The sequence below is a fragment of the Rhizobium sp. 'Codium 1' genome, assembly GCF_020889605.1.
Lineage (GTDB): Bacteria > Pseudomonadota > Alphaproteobacteria > Rhizobiales > Rhizobiaceae > Allorhizobium > Allorhizobium algae.
Genome location: NZ_JAJGPW010000005.1, coordinates 123,931 through 142,174, shown reverse-complemented (window position 1 = coordinate 142,174; position 18,244 = coordinate 123,931). Strand labels below are relative to the sequence as shown.

Genomic DNA, 18,244 nt, shown 5'->3' with positions numbered 1-18,244 from the left:
CTGATGACGGACAAGACACATCTGGTAGACGCAGTTACCGGCCACAGGCGCATGCGCCGCCTGCGCAAATCAGACTGGCAGCGCCGCATGGTCCTGGAGAACCGTCTCACCGTCGATGACCTGATCTGGCCGATCTTCATTGTGCCAGGATCGAACATCATGGATCCGATTGCCGCCATGCCCGGCGTTTTCAGAATGAGTGTCGACAAGGCTGTTGACGCCGCGAAGGAAGCCGCCGACCTCGGCATCCCGGCGCTCGCGACCTTCCCGAACATCGATCTTTCACTGCGTGACGAGACGGGATCGCAGATCCTCGACGCCAACAACCTGATCAACCAGACGACGGCGGCCATCAAGAAAGCCGTGCCCAATATCGGCATCATCACCGACGTCGCGCTCGACCCGTTCACCAGCCACGGCCATGACGGGATCATGCGCGATGGCGAGATCGTCAATGACGAGACGGTAGAGCAAATCGTCGAGGCGGCGATTGCGCAGGCCAATGCGGGATCCGACATCATCGCACCTTCCGACATGATGGATGGCCGGATCGGGGCGATCCGTCAGGGGCTGGACGCCGCGGGACACCAGGATGTCGGCATCATGTCTTATGCGACCAAGTTCGCCTCCTGCCACTATGGCCCCTATCGCGAGGCGATCTCGACCAGCGGTCTTTTGAAGGGCGACAAGAAGACCTATTACATTGATCCGGCCAACGGCACCGAAGCCGTGCGGGACGCCGCGCTCGATGTCGAAGAGGGCGCCGACATGCTGATGGTGAAGCCTGGCCTCCCCTATCTCGACATCTGCTGGCGGATCAAGGAAGCCTTCGGCTTGCCGGTCTTTGCCTATCAGGTGTCCGGCGAATACAGCCAGATCAAGGCTGCCGCCGCCAATGGCTGGATCGACGGCGAGCGCGCAATGCTGGAGACGCTGCTCTGTTTCAAGCGGGCGGGCTGTGACGGCATTCTCACCTATTTTGCGCCCGAAGTGGCCAGACTTCTCGCGAAACAGGGCTGATCCTCACGAATTATTGCATTCGGCATCGCGCTCCCCATATCTGAAACAGAACCGCACAAGGAGCCCGACATGAGCCTCGACAGCAACCCGTCCTATGCCGCCCCCGAAGACTGGCGCGCCTATAGCGGCGTGCTTTCACGGCGTGTCGTCGCCTTTCTGGTCGATTATCTGTTCATCGGTCTCCTGTGGATCCCGGCGGCAGTCATCGTCTTCTTCCTCGGCGTGCTGACGCTCGGCTTGGGCTGGCTGCTCTATCCGATCCTGTTCTTCGTCGTTGCGGGTCTCTATTTCGGCATGTCGCTTGCCGGCCCCTCCCAGGCGACACCGGGCATGCGAATGATGGGCATCGCCATGGTCCGCCTCGACGGACGCAAGATCGACTTCGTCACCGCGATCGCGCATCTGGCCCTGTTCTGGATCCTGAACTCGGTCCTGACACCGCTCATCCTGCTGGCCGGCCTCTTCATCGAACGTTCGCGTCTGGTGCATGACCTCCTGCTCGGCACCGCTGCGGTCCGCACCTACTAGGTCTCGAAATCTCTTTTCGTGACAATGCGCTCCGGCATTTGCGCCGGAGTGTTGACCTTTTCGATTCTTGCGCCATCCTAGCTCGAACAGGACTGGCTAGAGGATTCTCTTCGGCAGCAGATGAACACGCAGACCTCCCCTTCCCCGCAATTCTACCTGACGGCGCCAGCTCCGTGCCCGTATCTGGCGGGGGAGATGGAGCGGAAGGTGTTCACCCACCTCGTCGGTCCACGCGCCACCGAAATGAACGATCTGTTGACCCAGGGCGGTTTCCGCCGGTCGCAGAACATCGCCTACAGGCCGGCCTGTGAATCCTGCCGGGCCTGCGTCTCGGTCAGGGTTCTCGTGAACAAGTTCGAGATCAGCCGCAGCTTCCGACGCATCGAGGCTGTCAACAGCGACATCATCGCGACGGTCTTTCCGGCCCAGCCGTCGACCGAACAATTCTCGCTTTTCCGCCAGTATCTCGACCATCGGCACCAGAATGGCGGCATGTCGGACATGTCGGCGCTCGATTATGCGATCATGATCGAAGACAGCCATGTGCAGACGCGGGTGATCGAATACCGCCTGCGCACGCCCGGTGACGGGGTCTCCCCCCAACCGCAGGGCGAACTGGTCGCCGTCGCCCTGTCGGACCTGATGAGCGACGGGCTGTCGATGGTCTATTCGTTTTACAATCCGGACATGGAGAAGCGGTCACTGGGCACGATGATGGTGCTCGACCACATCCGCCGGGCGCGGGCCCTCGGCCTGCCGCATGTCTATCTCGGCTATTGGGTGCAGGGCTCGAAGAAAATGGGCTACAAAACCCGATTTCAGCCGCAGGAGCACCTGATGAGCCAGGGTTGGGCACGGTTTACCCCTGAACTTGAGGGGTAATCTTCAAAATCACCGCTTACAAGCGTGCCATTTTGGGATTCTTCGAGCCCTCCGCCCAGTTTCTGGGCGGAGGGCTGTTTCGTTTCAGGACAGCTTGCGGATGATGCCGTAAACGATGTTCTTGTTCTGGCCGAAGCGCAGCGAGCATTCGACATCGAGACCTTGAGTCGCTCCGCGCATGATCCGCCACATGTCTTCTTCCGACCGAAGCAAAAGCGCCCAGTTCATGAAGGTTTCCATATAGCCGTCGTCGGGGACTTCCTGCGAGAAGTTGGCAAACAGGAAGGTTCCGTTCGGCTTAAGCATCTGCAGGCACCGCTGGGACAGCTTGATCGCCACCTCGTCGGCCAGATAATCGTAGAGGCCGGCGGCGTAGATGAAATCGAAGGTGCCGAGGGTCTGGGCACGGGTCAGAACTGTGCGAACGGATCCGTTGACCGCCTCCACTGCCGTGCCAGCGAACTCACTTGCCACCGCACCGACACTCAGAGGATCCTGGTCGAGAGCGAGCCAACGCTTGATCGTCTTGTCCCTCAGCGCCTGAGACATACTGCCTTCGCGCAGATGGCCCGCTGCAATCGTCAGGATCTCAGCCTCCCCGCCCCGGGAAGACGCTACGTCATCGACAAACTGGGCAAGCAGATCGCGCCGTTCGCGGACGGCGGCGCACGCTGGCGACTGGCTAGTGAAGGCGTGGACTTCCTTGCCCATCGGACTTGCCGCATCCAGCATCGACTGGACTGATGGGTGGCCATAGATGAAGTCGAGCAGTCCCGCATCACCCGAGTAGCCGCGCGGTTTCTCGAAAGACCAGCGGGTGAAAGGATCCTCATGGAAGTGCCGAGCAATCGCGTGGGTCTGCGCCAAGGGAATGAGCTGCTCCCAGACGTTCAGCGAGTAGCGGTTGCGCAGTCCATGGAGGCCAGTGAGCAGGCGGAGCATGATCTGTCCAACCGGAGTTTTCTGCTCGAATTGCTGCTCGGCCATGCGAAGGTGAAGTGCCATTTCGGTACGCGCTTCGGCAACCTGCTTGTCGCTGACCTTAGACGAGGTCGCGAAGACTTTCGCCGCAATGGAGTCAGGCGTGATTAGGCTCTGCCCATCGAATGCAATCTCCAAATCGCTCACACTTCGCTCCTTTTTACTCAATGCTGATATTAATTCTTCGTAAACCATAATCGCAGAAGCCAGTAAGTGCACTCCGAATTAAGTCAGACATTAAAACATAGTTAATACGTGAGACGGATGGTGTAGCACGGCGCCAGATGTTTGCGCCAACGATGGAGTCGTGATGGATCGGGTCATCAAGAGCCCAGTGCGCGGTTGTCGCGATGAAAAATTGCTGACGCAGGCCGCGCCGCAGTCCGGCGGAAGCCGGTCCGGTCCTCCGGTCTACAGCCCGCCGGCAGTCGACTCCAAGACACTGACTGCGCCGGCCCTGAAGGCGCTATACCAAGTACATCGCAGTTCTACGCAGCTGCGTCAGACGCGGCAAGGACTCTGGCTCGCGGCTCTCGTATACCTGCTTTTCGGCGCCGCCGATGCGCTCCTTATACCCGACGTTGCGTTCCAGACTGTGATCGCGCGCGTGGTCGTCGCCGTATCCGCACTCGCAGTGGTCGAAGTCTTGGTTACGCGACGCGTGGACCTTCGCTGGGTAGATCTAAGCTGTGCTGCGACCGTCGTCATGGGCTATCTAGCCTGGTTGGTCCCCTCGACCCATACAATGGCAGAGGACGCTTTCCGTTATTACATGCTCTTCGGCACGATCTTCATGATGAGTGCCAACCTCTTCTTCAACCTCGTCTTCCGCATGTCGGTTCTGACTTCACTAACCATTTTTGTCATATTTCTGATCAGCATGTTTTATGCGCCGGCGCTCTCGTTCGCTCAAAGCGCGGTGATCATTCTGTTCTACGCTTCATGTTTCCTGTTCACGTCCTACGTAAATTGGAAGCTCAACGAAGAGCGATACAACGTCTTCCTCAATGCTATCGAAGCCGCGCATCAACACGACGAAGCAGAGAAGCGGGGCGTCGCGCTGGAGCGTCTCTCGAACACGGACTACCTGACCGGTCTGGAAAACCGCCGTGCGGTCGACAAGCGATTGCGCGACCACTGGAACGACTGGCAGACTGAGGGCAAGGCCTTCGCAGCCATTCTCGTCGATGTCGACTTCTTCAAAAAATACAATGACTTCTATGGTCACCAATCCGGCGACCGGTGCCTCATCCTCGTGGCGAACGTGCTGAGTGAGACGCTGAAGCCGCTCAACGCCTCAGTTGGGCGGTACGGCGGCGAAGAGTTCATCGTCTTGTCGCGCGTGACCGGCCGTGACCAGGTCATGGCGCTCGGCGAAATCATCCGCAGTGCCGTCGAGGGTCTGCATCTCGTACACGACCAGCGACGCGACGGGCAGGCCTTCGTCACCGTCAGCGTGGGTGCATCCTATACCCGCCCCCAGACCGGGCCCAAGCTGGAGCGCATCATCAACGAAGCAGACCGGGCGCTCTACTCCGCCAAGGCGAACGGTCGCAACTGTATCCGGCTCTTCAATCCGAACGATCCGCTGACCAGCGACGATAACGAGAACATCGCAGCCACGCTGCGCATGGCAATCAAGAACGACCTCGTGAACCTGGTGTACCAGCCGATCCAGAACCTGAAGACCGGCCGTGTCGAAGCGGTGGAATCGCTGATGCGGATGAAGATGATTGATGGAACGCCGCTCTCGCCGGCGCAGTTCATTCCGGTCGCCGAACGCACGGGCGCCATCCTCGACCTCGGCCTCTGGGCGATCCGGCGCGCCTGCACCGAGGTGCTGGCGACAGGCGTCGCACCGATGGCGAGCGTCAACGTGTCGGCCATCCAGCTCAAGTCGCGCGGCTTTGCTCTGGCCGTTTCGACCATTCTCGAAGAAACCCGCGTTGCCGGATCGCAACTCGCTTTCGAGATCACTGAAGGCATCGACATGGAGGGGCAGTCGGATGTCATCCGCTGCATCACCGACTTGCAGGCGCTCGGCATCCGGATCTGGCTCGATGATTTCGGCACGGGTTTCGCGGGCCTTTCCTGGCTCAGGCTCTTCCCCTTCGACACGGTCAAGATCGACCGTTCCTTCCTTCAGGATGCGCGCCGGCCTGCCGGCCGCGCCATGCTGGAAGACATCATCCGCCTCATCCGCAATCGCGGCCTGAAGATCCTGATCGAGGGCCTGGAAACCGCCGACCATGTCGAGTTGATGCACGAACTCGGCATCGAACTCGGACAGGGCTACTTTCTCGGCCGCCCGGCGCCGATCGATGAAGTGCGGATCAAGCCCTTTCCACGACTGGCGAGCGTCGGCGGTCGCTGACCCCCGAAACAATCGCCCACAAAAAAGCCGGCCCCCAGGGACCGGCTTTTTTTTTCGTCTCATGTCCAGGGATATCAGCCAGAGAACTTGCCGCTGCGCGGGAAGCCCTTCGGAACCAGACGTCCGGCCGTTGCGCGTTCGCCGAGCCATTCGACCAGCTCGTCCTTCGTCTTGGTGAAGGTGCGGCCGGCGCTGTCGGCCCAGGTCAGGCCGTCTGCGATCGCAAAGCACTTCACGTCGGAAATGCCGCCATCCTTGTAGCGCTGCAGGCGGACACCCTTTCCTCGGGTCATTTCCGGAATCTGGACGAGCGGGAAGACGAGCAGCTTGCGGTTTTCGCCGACCACGGCCAGATGGTCGCCGCTGACCGGCACCACGAGCTTGGCCTCGTCCGGCATGCCGACATTCATCACCTGCTTGCCCTTGCGTGTATTGGCGATAACCTCGCCTTCCGGCACGATGAATCCGTTGCCGGCGGTTGAGACGAGGATGAGCTTGCGGCTGGCGTCATGCACGAAGGCGGTGAGGACATCCTGATCGTTTTCCATGTCGACCATGATTCGCAAGGGCTCGCCATGGCCGCGGCCACCCGGCAGCTTGTCGCCGCCCAGCGTATAGACCTTGCCGCCCGTCGTGACGATCAGGATCTTGTCGGTCGTCTGGGCCGGGAAAGCCACCTTCAGCGCATCGCCTTCCTTGAAGGTCAGCGCTGATGTGTCGGCGATGTGGCCCTTGAGGGCGCGGATCCAGCCCTTCTCCGAGATGACGACCGTGATCGGTTCCTTTTCGATCATCGCCTGCTGGATCGCCTCGACATCCGCACTCGGGGCGTCGGAGAAGACGGTGCGGCGGCGGCCGAGCTCGGTCGCCTTCGCATATTTCTTCTTCACCTCGCCGATTTCCCAGGCGACCGTCTGCCATTGCTTGTCCGAGGAGGCGAGGAGGGATTCGATCTCCGCCTTTTCAGCGGAAAGCGCGTCATGCTCCTTGCGGATCTCGAATTCCTCGAGCTTGCGCAGGTTGCGCAGGCGCATGTTGAGGATGGCTTCCGCCTGATTGTCGGTCAGATCCCATTTGGCGATCAGGACAGGCTTTGGCTCGTCCTCCTCGCGTATGATGCGGATCACCTCGTCGAGATTGAGATAGGCGATCAGCAGGCCGCCGAGGATCTCGAGGCGGCGGTCGATTGCGGCCAGGCGGAACTTCGACCGGCGGACGAGCACGTCCTTGCGGTGGTCCAGCCATTCGGTCAGCACCTCGTTGAGGGCCATGACCTTGGGCACCTTGCCCTGCGACAGCACGTTCATGTTGAGCGGAATACGGCTCTCGAGCTCGGTGAGCTTGAATAGCGATTCCATCAGCAGCGTGGCGTCGACCGTGCGGCTCTTCGGCACGAGGACAAGGCGTACGTCTTCTGCACTTTCGTCGCGCACGTCTTCGAGCAGCGGCAGGCGGCGAGCAATCAGGAGTTCGGCGATCTTCTCGATCAGGCGCGACTTCTGCACCTGGAACGGGATCTGCGTGACGATGATCTGATAGCCACCACGGCCGAGATCCTCGATTTCCCACTTGGCGCGCACGCGGAAGCCGCCGCGTCCGGTACGATAGGTCTCGAGCATCGAGGCACGGCTCTCGATGATCACACCGCCGGTCGGGAAGTCTGGCCCCTCAATGCCGCCGCGCTCCGGATGCTCCGGATTGGCAAACAGATCCTCGACGGAGGCGCCGGGGTTCTTGATGAGGTAGAGGGCAGCATCACAGAGCTCATGGGCGTTGTGCGGCGGGATCGAGGTCGCCATGCCCACCGCAATGCCGGTGGCACCGTTTGCGAGAAGGTTCGGGAAGGCGCCCGGAAGAACCGTCGGTTCGTCGTCTTCCTCGTTGTAGGTCGGACGGAAATCGACGGCGTCCTGATCTATGCCTTCGAGAAGCAGGGCCGCGACATCCGTCATGCGGGCTTCGGTGTAACGATAGGCGGCGGCACTGTCGCCGTCGATATTGCCGAAGTTCCCCTGCCCGTCCACGACAGGATAGCGCTGCGAGAAGTCCTGAGCCAGGCGCACCAGAGCGTCATAGACCGACTGGTCACCATGCGGGTGGAACTTACCGATGACGTCACCGACGATACGGGCACATTTCTTGAAGGCCGAGTTCGGCCTGATGCCCATCTCGCTCATCGCGTGGATGATACGGCGATGCACCGGTTTCAGTCCGTCGCGGACGTCCGGCAGAGCGCGGTGCATGATCGTCGACAAGGCGTAGGCGAGATAGCGCTCTTCGAGCGCCGCCTTCAGGTCAACCGGAAGAATGTTGTCGCCACCCTCTTCGGGCGGAAGCTGATTTGTCCCCATGGGTCTCCCCTAGCGGAGATGACCCGGAACGGCAAGGAAACCGGGGATTCTGCCTGTGGATTAAGGGGCTGTGACCGTCATCACGCCACAATCGGCACGCACCGGTCTATGGCGAAAACCGGTGGACGTTTTTTCAATCCCCCTTATAAATATCGCCGACCTTTTGGGCACGTCAAACGCTGCCAAAATCAACAGAGGACCTCGTCATGACCTTGTACCGTTCCACCCGAATTCTGCTTGCGGGCGCGGCGCTCTGCGCATTCACCGGCCCCGCGCTCGCGCTGGACGGACAGGATTTGCTCAAGAAGATCAATGCCTCCTTCGCCACCGGCGGTACGAGCATCACTGCGGACAGCATCGAGGTCGACGGCACCGACGTGATCCTCAAGGGCCTGAAGCTCGGCGTTGACGGCCCCTCGGCTGGAAAGCCCCTGGCACTTGAGGAAGTGACGCTCCAGGGTGTCAGCGAGGAAGAAGGCGGCTCCTACTACATCGAGCGCGTTGAATTTCCCGAGGTCAACGTCACCGAGGAGAAATCCACGTTCAAGGTTCAGGACCTCTACCTCTCCGGCGTCTATGTGCCCGGCGACACCACTGCCGAAGGTATCGATTCGCTGATGTTCTACGAAGAGGCGCACAGTGGCCCGGTAGCCGTCACCGCTGACGGCAAGCCCGTCTTTTCCCTGTCGGAAGCCGTGGGTACGATGGGCCTGTCCGAGGATGAAAGCACCATTACCTTCGAGGGGACTGTCACCGGCGTGAAGGCCGATCTCGGCGCGGTCGAAGACCCGAAGGCCCGGGAAACGATCGAAGCGCTCGGCCTGACCAGCCTCGACGGCAACATGAACCTGTCCGGCAGCTGGGAAGTCGAAAGCGGCACGATCGACATCGAGGACTATTCGATCGATTTCGCCAATGTCGGCAAGCTCAGCCTCGCCTTCTCGATGTCCGGCTACACGCTCGAGCTCGTCAAGCAGATGCAGGAACAGGCCCGCATGATGCAGGCACAGCCGCAGAACGAACAGGCCCAGCAGGCCGCCGGTCTCGCTATGCTCGGGCTCGTGCAGCAGATGTCGCTTGTTGATGCCCAGATCCGCTTCGAGGACGCAGGGATCACCAAGCGCGGCTTCGACTATGCCGGCAAGAGCCAGGGGACCGATGGCGCGACGATGGCGCAGATGGTCAAGGGCATGGTCCCGATCCTGCTCGCCCAGGCCAAGCTCGGTGCGCTGCAGAACGAGGTCTCGGCTGCCGTCAACACCTATATCGACGATCCGAAGGCACTCACCATTGCCGCCGCTCCGGCCAATCCGATTGCGTTCCCGATGATCATGGGTGCGGCCATGGGCGCGCCGGAAACGATCCCCAGCCTGATCGGGCTCAAGGTCACCGCAAACGACTGATTGCCTCGGCGTTCAAGACAAGAGCCCGGTTGCGAAAGCAGCCGGGCTTTTGCATGTCCCGAGACACAACAAAAAAGGCCGGGATCACTCCCGGCCTTCGTCATCTCCAGATACCCGGACCCGATCAGTCCTTTTTCGGCTGCGGCACGACACGCAGCGCCAGATCGCGCAGCTGCGCGGGCGTCGCCGGCGACGGGGCGTTCATCAGCAGGTCCTGGGCCTGCTGGTTCATCGGGAAGATCGAGATTTCGCGCAGGTTCTTCGCGCCGACCAGCAACATGACCACGCGGTCGATGCCGAAGGCGCAGCCGCCATGCGGAGGGGCGCCATACTGGAAGGCACGGTACATGCCGCCGAAGCGTTCCTCGACATCGCTCTGCGACAGGCCGACCTTTTCGAAGGCCTTAACCATCAGCTCCGGCGACTGGTTACGGATCGAGCCAGAGGCGATTTCGAAGCCATTGCAGACCGCGTCATACTGATAGGCCTTGAGCGACAGCGGATCCTGGCTTTCCAGCGCTTCCAGACCGCCCTGCGGCATGGAAAACGGGTTGTGGGCGAAGTCGATCTTCTTTTCGTCCTCGTTGTATTCGTAGAACGGGAAGTCGACGATCCAGCACATTTCGAAACGATCACGGTCGACGAGGTTCAACTCCTCGCCGGCGCGCGTGCGGGCTTCACCGGCAAACTTGTAGAACTTGGCCGGATCGCCGGCGACGAAGAAGGCGGCGTCGCCCGGCTCGAGGCCCAGCTGCTGGCGGATCGCTTCGGTGCGTTCTTCGCCGATGTTCTTGGCAAGCGGGCCGGAGCCGGCAATCTTGCCGTCCTCTTCCTTCCAGAAGATATAGCCGAGGCCCGGCTGGCCCTGCCCTTGCGCCCAGGCGTTCATGCGGTCGCAGAATGCGCGGCTGCCGCCGGTCTTGGCGGGGATCGCCCAGATCTCGACCTTCGGGTTGGACGCGATCATGCCGGCGAAGACCTTGAAGCCGGAATCGCGGAAGTGGTCGGTGACGCCTTCCATGATGATCGGGTTGCGCAGGTCCGGCTTGTCGGAGCCGTATTTGCGGATCGCGACGTCATAGGGAATGCGCGGCCATTCCTTGGTGACCGGCTTGCCTTCGGCGAACTGCTCGAAGACGGAGGTCATCATCGGCTCCATCGTGCCCCAGATGTCTTCCTGGGTAACGAAGCTCATCTCGACGTCGAGCTGGTAGAATTCGCCCGGCAGGCGGTCGGCGCGCGGGTCTTCGTCGCGGAAGCAGGGTGCGATCTGGAAATAGCGGTCGAAGCCGGCGACCATCAGCAACTGCTTGTACTGCTGCGGTGCCTGGGGCAGCGCGAAGAACTTGCCTTCATGGATGCGGCTCGGCACGAGGAAGTCGCGCGCGCCTTCCGGCGACGAGGCCGTCAGGATCGGGGTCGAGTATTCGGCAAAACCGGCAGCGGCCATGCCCGTGCGCATCGAGGAGATGATCTGGGTGCGCTTGACGATGTTCTTGTGCAGAGTTTCACGACGCAGGTCGAGGAAGCGGTACTTCAGGCGCACATCCTCGGGATAGTCCGGCTCGCCGAAGACCGGCAGCGGCAGTTCCTTGGCAGCCGAGAGAACCTCGATCTCCTGGGCATAAAGCTCGATCTCGCCAGTCGGCATGTTCTTGTTGACCGTTTCGTCGGTCCGGGCCTTGACGCGGCCGTCGATGCGGATCACCCATTCGCCGCGCACCATTTCGGCCGCCTTGAAGGCCGGGCTGTCCGGATCGGCCACGACCTGGGTGATGCCATAATGATCGCGCAGGTCGATGAAGAGCACGCCGCCATGGTCGCGGACACGGTGAACCCAGCCGGAGAGTCGGACGGTCTGCCCGACATCGGACTTGCGAAGAGCGGCACAGGTGTGGCTGCGGTAAGGATGCATGGTCAAGTTTCCCGAATGTGACGGACGCCAGGGCACCATCATGAGAGGCGCGCGACCGATAGAAAATCGGGCGGAAAAGCGCATGACCCGCCTGATTTGTCAAGGCTGGAGGCTTGGGGCTTCGCTCCTCGCGTCAATTGACGCAATTCACACCTGAGGACCAATCAGATCGTCAGCACCAGCGGGCAGTGATCTGAAACCTCTGGATCGAATACGACTGAAAAGTCCGAAACCGCGACGTGTTCATTGACCAGCATGTAGTCGGCGAACCTGCCCGGCTTCGCATAATGTGACGTGCGAGTGCCTCGAATCCCTCTCGTGGTGACGAGGTCCACGAGTCCGAGCGTGCCGAGTATCTCGAAGGTCTCGCTGTTCGGCTCGATGTTGAAATCTCCGCATACGATCAGTCCATCCTCCGGCTCAGACACATGGGCGACCAGTTCCACCAGTCGTTCGGCCTGCAGCCTGCGGTCGGGCGTGTCACTCTTGCCGTTCAGATCGCGAAGCCCGTGCATGTGGGCGATGCACAGGAACCGGTCCTGTTCGTAGTCGTATACGCGAATGGCATGCGCGCTTCTGGATCTCGGGTGCTCTCCATAACCATGCGGCGAAAATGCCTTATGGACGAAGCCTTGAGCCTGCGCGGTCACCGGGAGGGCACTGTGGACAAAGGTCGCCAGTCCCCATTGGGACGGCACCGCACGTTCTCCATCCCAAAGCGTTCCTTGTGCTGCCGGACAGAACACGGACACATGATCGGGAAGCACGTGGGCGACATCACGAAAAAAGTTCGCCCGCTGCGGCAGAATGTGGTCGCCGTCTCGATAGGTCAGCCACTCCGACTCTGCAGCAGGACTGTGCGTGACCTCCTGCAAACAGAGGATATCGGGCGATACGTCCTTGACGTATGCCGTCAGTTCTTGATGCAGCTTTCCGCCCCAACCGTTGAGGCACATTATCTTCATCCCGTTCCGCTTTCTGTTCGTTGCCGGAGAACCGTGTTCTGCGTGAGGCGTTCGCGCCCTTCACTCCGGCAAAAGCACGCTCGCCAGATCCAGCGGCGGGGCGAAGGGCGCGCAACCGCCCCCGTCCTGCTGAAGCTTGCCGTCGATCATCAGATGCGCATGGCCGTGGATCTGTGACCAGACGAGTTGCTCGACGGCAGCCCTGCCCTCAGGTGTATCCAGCTTCATGCGTTTCGCAACCGGAACCGAGATTTCCACCAGGACCGCATGGGCGGCACTGGCAGTCGGGCCGATGGCCGGATCGTCCCAGTCAAGCCGGCTGGCCGTGAACATCAGCCTGAAGAGATGCGGCCGGGCCGAGGCAAAGGCGAGGTAGCCGCGGGAGGCTGCACGCAACTGCTCTGCCGGATCATCGGGCGCCACCGCCATAGCCGAGCGCATCGAGGCTGCAAACTGACGAAATCCCTCGACGGCAAAGGCCGTCATCAGGTGGCGCAACGACGGAAAATGATGTTCGGGAGCCGCGTGGGATACGCCGACACGCGCCGCCAGCTTGCGCAGCGTAAGGCCTTCCAGGCCATGCTCTTCAAGCATGGTGAGCCCGGTGTCGATCAGCGCCTGGCGCAGGTCGCCATGGTGATAGGATTTCTGTCTCGCCATGCCCCTTCATAACCGCTCGAAACCGCGCCGTCAAAACCAATCTTGACATTGGCAAGTTATCCCGCATGCTAATCTTGTCACCGTCAAGATGAGGCTCCCATGTCCCCCGATACCGTGTTTTCGACCACCAGCAGCACTGCCATGGCCGGCTGGCTCCTACTCATTCTGGCACCCCGCTGGCCCGCCCTCATCGGGTTCATCCGATGCGGACTGATCGGCGCGCTATCGCTCACCTATGCCGTCCTGATCTTCGTCTATTTCTTCCGCGTCGAGGGCGGCGGCTTCGGCTCGATTGCCGAGGTGCGGACCCTGTTCCTGGACGATCCGGTGCTGGTCGCAGGCTGGGTCCACTACCTCGCCTTCGACCTGTTCATCGGCACCTGGATCGCCGTCGAGGCCGACAAGCGCGGCTACAACCGGCTGCTGCAGGCGCCGATGCTGGTCGCGACCTTCATGTTCGGCCCGCTCGGCCTCCTGCTGTTCTTCATCACCCGCGCCAGCGAAATGGCGCTCACCGCCCGAAAGGCCTGATTGATGACCATGCTCTTCCATGACAGCCTGGCGCTCGCCCCGGCGCAGAACTTCGTGGCGGCCGAGCGCCGCACCCGCAGCCTGCTGATCGTCGGCATTGGCCTGCAGGTGGCACTGGCGCTGCCGAGCCTCACCGCGTTCTTTATCGACGATCGACTGATGAACGACATCAGCGTCTGGATCAAACCCCTGAAGTTCCAGGCTTCGCTGGTGTTGATGCTCGGGACGCTGCTGCTTCTCCTGCCGCTGATCGACGTTCAAACCCGCTCTGGTCGCGGCGTCTGGCTTGCGAGCCTCGTCGCCGTGATCACCGCCAGCGGCGAGATCTTCTACATTACGCTGCAGGCCGCCCGCGGCAGGGCCTCACATTTCAACGTCGGCAGTCCGGCCGAGGCGATGGCCTACAATGTAATGGGCGCAGGTGCTGCCCTTCTCGTGTTGTCGAGCCTCGTGATCGGGCTCTACATCCTGCTGCGACCGCGTCCGGACGCACCCATCGGCCTGCGCCTCGGTGGCGGCTGGGGTCTCGTGCTCGGCAGTGTGGCGACACTCTTCACCGCCTTCGCGCTCGGCAGCGGGCAGATCGACGGCCCAGGCCACTGGGTCGGCGGCGTCAGGACGGATCTCGGCGGGCTGCCGCTCTTCGGCTGGTCGCGCAGCGGGGGCGATCTGCGTGTGCCGTATTTCTTCGCCACCCACATCATGCAGGCACTACCGCTCCTCGGCCTCGGTCTCGACCGGTTCGCAGCACGTTTCGCCAGACCTGGCATCGTGATCGGCGCGCTCGTCTGTCTTGCCGTCGTGGGTGCCACCTTCATCCAGGCCGTGCGGGGCTACCCCCTGCTTTGAAGGAATCCAATGCAGGTGGGCGGCAAGCGTGGATTTTGACCTGTTGCAAACGGCGATTCGAGGCTAGGAATGCGGTCTGCCACGGCACAGACTCACATCACACGCCCTCGCCGCGGCCCGCAGGCCCATCATGCACGATATCCGCCCCCTCATCCCTCTCCTCCTCACCGCCGGCATCCTGATCGGCGGCAACGGTCTGCAGGGCACATTCATCTCGCTTCGCGGCATCGAGGAAGGTTTCAGCACCTCGGTCATCGGCATGGTCGGCACGGGCTATTTTATCGGCTTCGTGCTCGGCTGCGTCTACATCACCAAGATCATGCGGGCGATCGGCCACATCCGCGCCTTCTCGGCGCTTGCGGCCATCGCCTCGGCAGCCTCGATCATGATGGTGCTGATGATCGATCCGATCTCCTGGTTCCTGATGCGCCTCGTGCAGGGCCTCTGTTTTTCCGGCCTCTTCGCAGTCGTCGAAAGCTGGCTCAACGCCCGCGTCACCAATGCCACGCGGGCGCGCACGCTTTCCGTCTACCGCTTCGTCGATCTCGGCTCGGTGACGGCGGCACAGTACATGATCCCGCTCTTCGGTGTCAGCGGCATCGATCTTTTCGCCATTATCGCCATGGCCCTCTCGCTGTCGCTCGTGCCGATCTCGTTCGCCGACAAGTCGAGCCCTGCACCGCCCAAGGACGTCAAGTTCGACATCAAGGTCCTGTGGTCCGTGTCGCCACTCGCGACCGTCGGCTGCATCGTCATCGGTCTCACCAATTCGAGCTTCCGCTCGCTCGGGCCGATCTATGCCGATGGCATCGGCATGTCGGTGACCTCGATCGCGAGCTTCATGAGCATCGGCATCTTCGCCGGTATCGTGCTGCAATATCCGCTCGGCCATTATTCCGACAAGCTGGATCGCCGTGTCATCATTCTTGTTTCGACCATCGGGGCCTTGTTCGCCTCGATCTTCCTCGCTTTCCTCGCGGGAGAGAGCGACGTCGCCAATTTCATCGGCATTTTCGCCTTCGGCGCCTTTGCACTGCCGCTTTATTCACTCTGCTCGGCTCATGCCAACGACCATGCGGCACCGGGTCAACATGCCCTGGTGTCTGCCGGCACGCTGTTCTTCTGGTCGGTCGGCGCGGTCGTCGGACCGCTCTTCGCCTCCTTCCTGATGGACGCGTTCGGGCCGCATGCGCTGTTCACCTATGTGATCGTGGTCCTGACCTTCTTCGCGGCCTACACGCTTGCCCGTATCCGGGCGCGCGAAGCCGTGCCGACCGAAGAGCGGCGGATGCGCTTCCGCAGCCTGCTGCGCACCTCGACATTTTTCAGCAAGCTTGCCACGCCACCGAACGAAAAGGATGGCGGTTGAGCCGGCCCTGCCTTGGCTGCGACAGCATGACCAAACGTCGCTATTGCTGATCAGACACCTCAACTTTATGAGATGGGTGACCAGCGAGAGTTCCGACCGTGACCATTGTTACCAGACGCACCCTTCTGAAATCTGCCGCCGTGCTCGGTGCCTATGGGACCGGTCTTGCTGTGATGCCGCGCCTCACGCGGGCCTTTTCGGCCCCCGATCCAGTCGAGATCGAAGCCCTGACCGGCGACGTTCTGCTCGACGGCAAGCAGGCTACACGTGGCGTCATGCGATATGCACTGGCCGGGCAAACCACCGCAGACCCTTCTCCGCCGATCCTGCGGGCCCGGCGCGGCAAAGCTTTTGCGGCCAGACTCATCAACCGGCTCGATGAGCCGACGACCATTCACTGGCACGGTGTGCGTCTGCCCAACGATCAGGATGGCGTACCTTTCGTCACCCAGCCTTATGTCTATACCGGCGACAGCTTCGACTATGCCTTCGCGCCTCCGGATGCGGGCACGTTCTGGTACCATCCACATTGCAACACGCTGACCCAGATGGGGCGCGGACTTGCCGGCGTGCTGGTGGTCGAGGATGACAGGGACCCCGTCTTCGATGGCGAGGTGGTGCTGAACCTCCGGGATTTCCGGCTCGGCGGCGACAGCCAGTTCATTGAACAGTTCAAGCCGCGCGATGCAGCCAAGACCGGAACCTTCGGAACACTCCGCACCGCCAACTGGCAGACCGAACCGCGCTATGACGTGCCAGCCGGAGGGCTGGTGCGGGTCCGTATCCTCGCCGCCGACGTAACGCGCATCTACAATCTCAAGCTCGCAGGCGCCGAGGCGCAGATCATCGCGATCGACGGGCATCCGGTGCCGGAGCGCATGGCGCTCGACATGGCCGTCGTTTCGCCCGGCCAGCGGCTCGATCTCGCAGTCCGGGTTGCCGACAGCGAGGGCGGCGAGATGGTGCTGGAGGACATCCGCCCCTCGACGCCGAAGGTGGTGGCACGGTTTCGTGCCGTCGGTGCGTCACTGAAACGCGATCTCGGCGATCTCGGGCCGCTCGCCGAAAATGCCGGGGTGGAGGCGGACCTTTCCAGCGCCACGCCGATCCCGCTGCTTCTCAGTGCCACCGCCGAGAATGCGGCGCGCGAATCGATCTGCGGCTCGATCGGCTATTCCTTCTGGGCGATCAACAAGGTGCCCTATCCGGGCGACACACCCGATCCGACCGCGCCAATCGCGGAGCTGAAGCTCGGCCAGACCTATCTGCTCAATGTCGAGAACGTCACGCCGCATGCCCATCCGATCCATCTGCATGGCATGAACTTCAAGGCTCTCGCCTCGAACAAGCGGCCGGTGCAGCCGCTCGTGTCGGACACCTATCTTGTGCTACCGGATGAAAAGGTCCAGCTTGCGCTGGTGGCCGACAATCCCGGTGACTGGGTCTTCCACTGCCACATCATCGAACACCAGAAGACCGGCATGACCGGCTATTTCCGAGTGACATGACATGAGCCTTTCCGAGACGATGCGTATCCACGAGCCCTATCCGGGGCTCTTTGCCTATTATGACGGGCGCATCGACGGAAAGCGGCTGCATTCGGACAAGCCCAACTGGCTCGATGACGGCGCCTACAGCCTCGGTGTTGCGAGCTATGCGATCGTCTCGGGAACGGACGCGATCGTCTATGACACCCATATCTCCTTCGACCACGCGCGCGCCATCCGCAGCCATCTTTATGGCCTGGGCGCAACCAGAATCCGGGTCGTGCTCAGCCATTGGCACACGGATCATGTGGCGGGCAGTGCCGGTTTCATCGATTGTCCGATCCTGTCGAACAAGTTGACGCGCAACACCCTGATCGAGAAACGCCAGGTGCTTGTCACCAAGGATCCGCCGATCAATCCGGTGATCATGCCGACCGATGTTTTCGAGGGTGAAATGGTGCTTGTGCTCGGAGAGATCACGGTCAGGTTGATGCAGTTCGATATTCACAGTGCCGATGGCACTGTCCTGCTTCTGCCGCATCTTGGCGTGCTGCTCGCCGGCGACACTCTGGAAGACACCGTTACCTATATTTCCGAACCGGAGCATACCGCGCGGCACATCGCCGAACTCGACCGGCTGGCCATGCTCGACGTCAGCCACATCCTGCCCAATCACGGCGACGAGCAGGTGATCGCATCCGGCGGCTATCCACCGTCGCTGATAACTGCGACGCGAGACTATCTCACGCGGCTGATGTCCCGTCTCGACGATCCCAACCTCGAGGATGAGGGGCTGGAAAGCTTCATTGCGCCTGAGCTCGAAGCGGGGACGCTCACCTATTTCGCGCCCTATGAGGCCGTCCACAGCCAGAACATAGCGGTTCTGAAGGGCGCATCCCCCGACGAATAAGGGGACATTGGCCATGCGA

15 protein-coding genes are annotated in these 18,244 nt (G+C 61.5%); 10 read left to right on the top strand and 5 right to left on the bottom strand.

Going from position 1 to position 18,244, the window contains the following annotated elements; translation table 11 throughout:
• The first annotated feature begins 3 nt into the window (after window positions 1-3).
• From hemB to LJE98_RS14210, 3 genes are all read left to right on the top strand, one after another.
• The gene (gene hemB / locus LJE98_RS14220) at window positions 4-1,020 is read left to right on the top strand and encodes a porphobilinogen synthase (RefSeq protein WP_229575887.1); all 1,017 of its coding nucleotides are present in this window, start codon (window positions 4-6) and stop codon (window positions 1,018-1,020) included.
• Window positions 1,021-1,089: 69 nt separating this feature from the next.
• Window positions 1,090-1,548, top strand: a complete 459-nt coding sequence (locus LJE98_RS14215; RefSeq protein ID WP_229575886.1) for an RDD family protein — start codon at window positions 1,090-1,092, stop codon at window positions 1,546-1,548.
• Window positions 1,549-1,668: 120 nt separating this feature from the next.
• Entirely contained in the window at window positions 1,669-2,430 is a 762-nt protein-coding gene (locus tag LJE98_RS14210; RefSeq protein ID WP_229575885.1) for an arginyltransferase, read from the top strand.
• Window positions 2,431-2,514: 84 nt separating this feature from the next.
• Here LJE98_RS14210 and LJE98_RS14205 read toward each other — a convergent pair whose 3' ends face one another.
• Entirely contained in the window at window positions 2,515-3,558 is a 1,044-nt protein-coding gene (locus tag LJE98_RS14205) for a class I SAM-dependent methyltransferase (protein ID WP_229575884.1), read from the bottom strand.
• Between the two features lie 163 nt (window positions 3,559-3,721).
• Here LJE98_RS14205 and LJE98_RS14200 point away from each other — a divergent pair, with 163 nt between their 5' ends.
• Window positions 3,722-5,785, top strand: a complete 2,064-nt coding sequence (locus tag LJE98_RS14200; protein ID WP_229575883.1) for a putative bifunctional diguanylate cyclase/phosphodiesterase — start codon at window positions 3,722-3,724, stop codon at window positions 5,783-5,785.
• A gap of 74 nt (window positions 5,786-5,859) precedes the next feature.
• On the opposite strand, the gene parC is transcribed toward LJE98_RS14200, so the two are convergent.
• Window positions 5,860-8,136 (bottom strand): DNA topoisomerase IV subunit A, encoded by a 2,277-nt coding sequence (parC, locus tag LJE98_RS14195; RefSeq protein ID WP_229575882.1) that lies wholly within the window; start codon window positions 8,134-8,136, stop codon window positions 5,860-5,862.
• 206 nt (window positions 8,137-8,342) lie between these two features.
• On the opposite strand from parC, the gene LJE98_RS14190 reads away from it, so the two are divergent.
• The gene (locus LJE98_RS14190; protein WP_229575881.1) at window positions 8,343-9,539 is read left to right on the top strand and encodes a hypothetical protein; all 1,197 of its coding nucleotides are present in this window, start codon (window positions 8,343-8,345) and stop codon (window positions 9,537-9,539) included.
• Between the two features lie 124 nt (window positions 9,540-9,663).
• Here LJE98_RS14190 and aspS read toward each other — a convergent pair whose 3' ends face one another.
• The 3 genes from aspS to LJE98_RS14175 form a co-directional block, all read right to left on the bottom strand.
• Window positions 9,664-11,454: an aspartate--tRNA ligase gene (aspS, locus tag LJE98_RS14185; RefSeq protein ID WP_229575880.1), complete on the bottom strand. Its 1,791-nt coding sequence runs from the start codon at window positions 11,452-11,454 to the stop codon at window positions 9,664-9,666.
• A 164-nt stretch (window positions 11,455-11,618) separates the two neighbouring features.
• Window positions 11,619-12,419, bottom strand: a complete 801-nt coding sequence (locus LJE98_RS14180) for an endonuclease/exonuclease/phosphatase family protein (protein ID WP_229575879.1) — start codon at window positions 12,417-12,419, stop codon at window positions 11,619-11,621.
• Window positions 12,420-12,479: 60 nt separating this feature from the next.
• On the bottom strand, window positions 12,480-13,079 hold the full coding sequence (locus tag LJE98_RS14175) for a TetR/AcrR family transcriptional regulator (RefSeq protein WP_229575878.1): 600 nt from the start codon (window positions 13,077-13,079) through the stop codon (window positions 12,480-12,482).
• Between the two features lie 99 nt (window positions 13,080-13,178).
• Here LJE98_RS14175 and LJE98_RS14170 point away from each other — a divergent pair, with 99 nt between their 5' ends.
• The 5 genes from LJE98_RS14170 (at window position 13,179) to LJE98_RS14150 (ending at window position 18,225) form a co-directional block, all read left to right on the top strand.
• Window positions 13,179-13,610 (top strand): ABA4-like family protein, encoded by a 432-nt coding sequence (locus LJE98_RS14170; RefSeq protein WP_229575877.1) that lies wholly within the window; start codon window positions 13,179-13,181, stop codon window positions 13,608-13,610.
• Between the two features lie 3 nt (window positions 13,611-13,613).
• Entirely contained in the window at window positions 13,614-14,459 is an 846-nt protein-coding gene (locus tag LJE98_RS14165) for a hypothetical protein (RefSeq protein WP_229575876.1), read from the top strand.
• A 130-nt stretch (window positions 14,460-14,589) separates the two neighbouring features.
• Window positions 14,590-15,828, top strand: coding sequence for an MFS transporter (locus tag LJE98_RS14160; RefSeq protein WP_229575875.1), 1,239 nt, complete (start codon window positions 14,590-14,592; stop codon window positions 15,826-15,828).
• 98 nt (window positions 15,829-15,926) lie between these two features.
• The gene (locus LJE98_RS14155; protein WP_229575874.1) at window positions 15,927-17,336 is read left to right on the top strand and encodes a multicopper oxidase family protein; all 1,410 of its coding nucleotides are present in this window, start codon (window positions 15,927-15,929) and stop codon (window positions 17,334-17,336) included.
• Window position 17,337: 1 nt separating this feature from the next.
• The gene (locus tag LJE98_RS14150) at window positions 17,338-18,225 is read left to right on the top strand and encodes an MBL fold metallo-hydrolase (RefSeq protein ID WP_229575873.1); all 888 of its coding nucleotides are present in this window, start codon (window positions 17,338-17,340) and stop codon (window positions 18,223-18,225) included.
• Window positions 18,226-18,244: the final 19 nt, after the last annotated feature.